Annotated in this window: 2 protein-coding genes; one reads left to right on the forward strand and one right to left on the reverse strand. The window is 48.7% G+C overall.

All coding sequences use genetic code 11. The features are described 5' to 3' along the window. Positions 1-364: 364 nt before the first annotated feature. Entirely contained in the window at positions 365-2,107 is a 1,743-nt protein-coding gene (locus tag P792_RS37005; RefSeq protein ID WP_152530170.1) for an RNA-directed DNA polymerase, read from the forward strand. A 35-nt stretch (positions 2,108-2,142) separates the two neighbouring features. Here the strand turns inward: P792_RS37005 and P792_RS26405 are convergent. Then, on the reverse strand, positions 2,143-2,660 hold a 518-nt coding region (locus P792_RS26405), incomplete at its 5' end, for a site-specific integrase (protein ID WP_235075436.1).

The raw sequence follows: 2,660 nt of genomic DNA on the forward strand, positions 1-2,660 counted from the left end.
AAGTCGCAGCACTTGGACGAGATCTGTTTTAAATTCTACACATTCGTCCATTTTTTTTCAAATCTCTTTAGAAACAGCACGTTATGTTGCTGACTTAGTGGCATAAAAACTGTTATCACATAGAAACCTCGCCATTGGAAGCTAAAATCATATGTGTGGTGGGGGGTATCTTCATGTTTTGTTCAGGGTCGGCAAGGGGGGGGCAATCCTTACCATCATGTTCTCGTCGCATCCGAAGCTATCCGCAGGTGGACGTCCATTCCGACATGGCACGTCTCAACATTTTCGATGATGCCTGCTATCTTTGCCCGCTAGTGATTTGCCATGAGCATATGGGGTGCGACTTATGAACCATGACGAACTCATGATGGCACTTCTCGCGCGTGGTTATTTTCCAAAGGAGCTACCGCCGCCGTTTAGCAGCGCATCCTTTGCGAAGAGGCTAGATGAGATAAAGCCAGGCTGGGATGCATGTGAAAATGATGCAGCGGCAAAGAAGCGTCATTTATACCCACGTGTGAGCAAATCTGCGCGCTTCGATATGGCTCGCAAGGGTCATTCTAGACGAATGCTGAGTGTGCCAAATCCCGTAAATCAATACTATTTGGTTAAGGAAATATGTGACAATTACCCAGATATAATAGAAAAATTATCTCAATCCAAAATAAGTATAACAAGATCAGATATTTGTTTTGACGGGAAGCGGGCAGTGACGATTCCAACCCTGTCATCACTGAGCGAAAGGAGGATAAAGGCTTACTCGACGGCCAAAGCTATATTGCAGACTGATATTCTCAGCTTTTATCACTCCATATATACCCATTCTATTCCTTGGGCGCTGCACGGAAAAGATGAAGCGAAGGCTAGGCGAACATTTTCTCCTCAGTATTATGGAAATAAAGTAGACGCAATGATGAGGTCATGCCAAGACGGCCAGACTATGGGTATACCCGTGGGTCCAGATACCTCACGTCTCGTGTCAGAGTTTATATTATGCGCGATAGAAAAAAATATTGACAGAAAGTTAGTAGATAAAATTATCGGTGGTTACCGTTACATAGACGATTTTTTCTTATGTTTCTCATCATATACTGACGCAGAAGTTTTTCTCACAGCGCTACGCGACTCCGTATCAGATTTCGATTTGCAGCTTAATGCTTCCAAAACTTATATCTCTGACGCGTTGAACTTCAACGAGGAGAGTTGGCCAGGTGAGATTCCTCAACTTAAGTTGAGCGGCTCGAGGGATAATCAAAGGCAAAATATCATAAGATTTTTTACTGAGGTAATTCGTTTATCTAAATCACTACCAGACGAGAGTATTGCCTCATTTGCTATCAGAAAGACATCGAGATGTCTCATTCATCGTGAAAATTGGGAACTGTACGAATCGTTCATACTGAGGTTGGCTCGGGAAAATTCAAACTGCACTGACTCGGTGGTAAAAATCATATGTACCTATGCAGCTTGCGGTTACCCAGTGAGTGAGCGTGTCAAAGCGTTTGCCGAGGGGATGCTAGAAGAGCACGCTCCTCGCAATCATCACTATGAAGTTGTTTGGATACTATGGTTGTGTTGTTCTATGTCAATAAAGCTGGGGGATAGAGCAAGTAAAATCGCCGCAAAGGTTCCCAATAGTTTGTGCGCTTGTCTGGTCTATATGTTGCGTGGCCAACATCTGTTAACTGGTAGGCACTCCATATCCGGGTGGGTCGGAACCATGGATGAAAAGGCCTTATCAGGTGAGCACTGGATGGTTGTTTATGAATCCGGCACACGAAGTGGATGGCGACTTTCCGGATCAAAAGAGTTGGTCATTGCAGATCCTCATTTCAGCGTATTGCGTGATCGAAAAGTCAATTTCTTTGATACAAAGGCCACTAACGTTGCTCTAGATCTTCCTTCGATCGATGAACTGTTGAAAAGTAGTCTTGGAAGCCGCCGAACGGCACTGCTCCCCGGTCGAATTCGCTTCGATTCTACCAAGCCACGAAGCAAGCGTCGTTATGAAGCACTGGGAGCGGATTACGGTGATGATGAGTGGGATAGAACTTCTTCAATACACGATGACGCCATCGGGTTTCATGACTTTGAGGACATTCTTTAGGCCGTACGTGTCTACCTCCAAAATAACTCCTACTCCTACCTAATCCGACGCGAAAGCCAAGCGGCATAGATCTCGGTGGTTTTGACTGAGCTGTGGCCGAGTTGCTGGGACACATCATAGATCGAGGCGCCTTGTTGCAGGGCGCGGATGGCGTAGGTGTGTCTCAGGTCGTGGCAGCGGAAGTGGCGGGCTTTGTCCGGTATGGCGCTGGCCATAAGCACGCGGAAGCGGCCTGGGACGTTGGTGTAGCGCTGTCCTGACGGGTTGCGGAAGACGTAGCCGCTCGCGTTTTCCGGACGGCTGCGTTGCAGCTCTCTGGCCTGCCTGGTCGAAAGCCTGACCACGCGGGGCGATCTCGTCTTCGTTCTGGCAAAGGTCACGGTGGGGCAGGGGGCTTTAAGGTCCAGTTGCTCCCAGGAGAGCGAGGCGGCCTCTTCCTGCCGGCAGCCGGTTCGCGCCAGAAAACGGATCATGTCGCGCATGCCGGGTGGGGCGCGGCGCGTCAGGCGCGCGAGGTCGCGCAAGGCCACGGGCCGAATGGGTTCGCGGCGTT

The organism is Asaia sp. SF2.1, assembly GCF_000505765.1.
Lineage (GTDB): Bacteria > Pseudomonadota > Alphaproteobacteria > Acetobacterales > Acetobacteraceae > Asaia > Asaia bogorensis.

Bases quoted from the DNA above. Each gene is read 5' to 3' on its own strand.
- P792_RS37005 (WP_152530170.1), top strand. From the start codon at position 365: ATGATGGCACTTCTCGCGCGTGGTTATTTTCCAAAGGAGCTACCGCCG.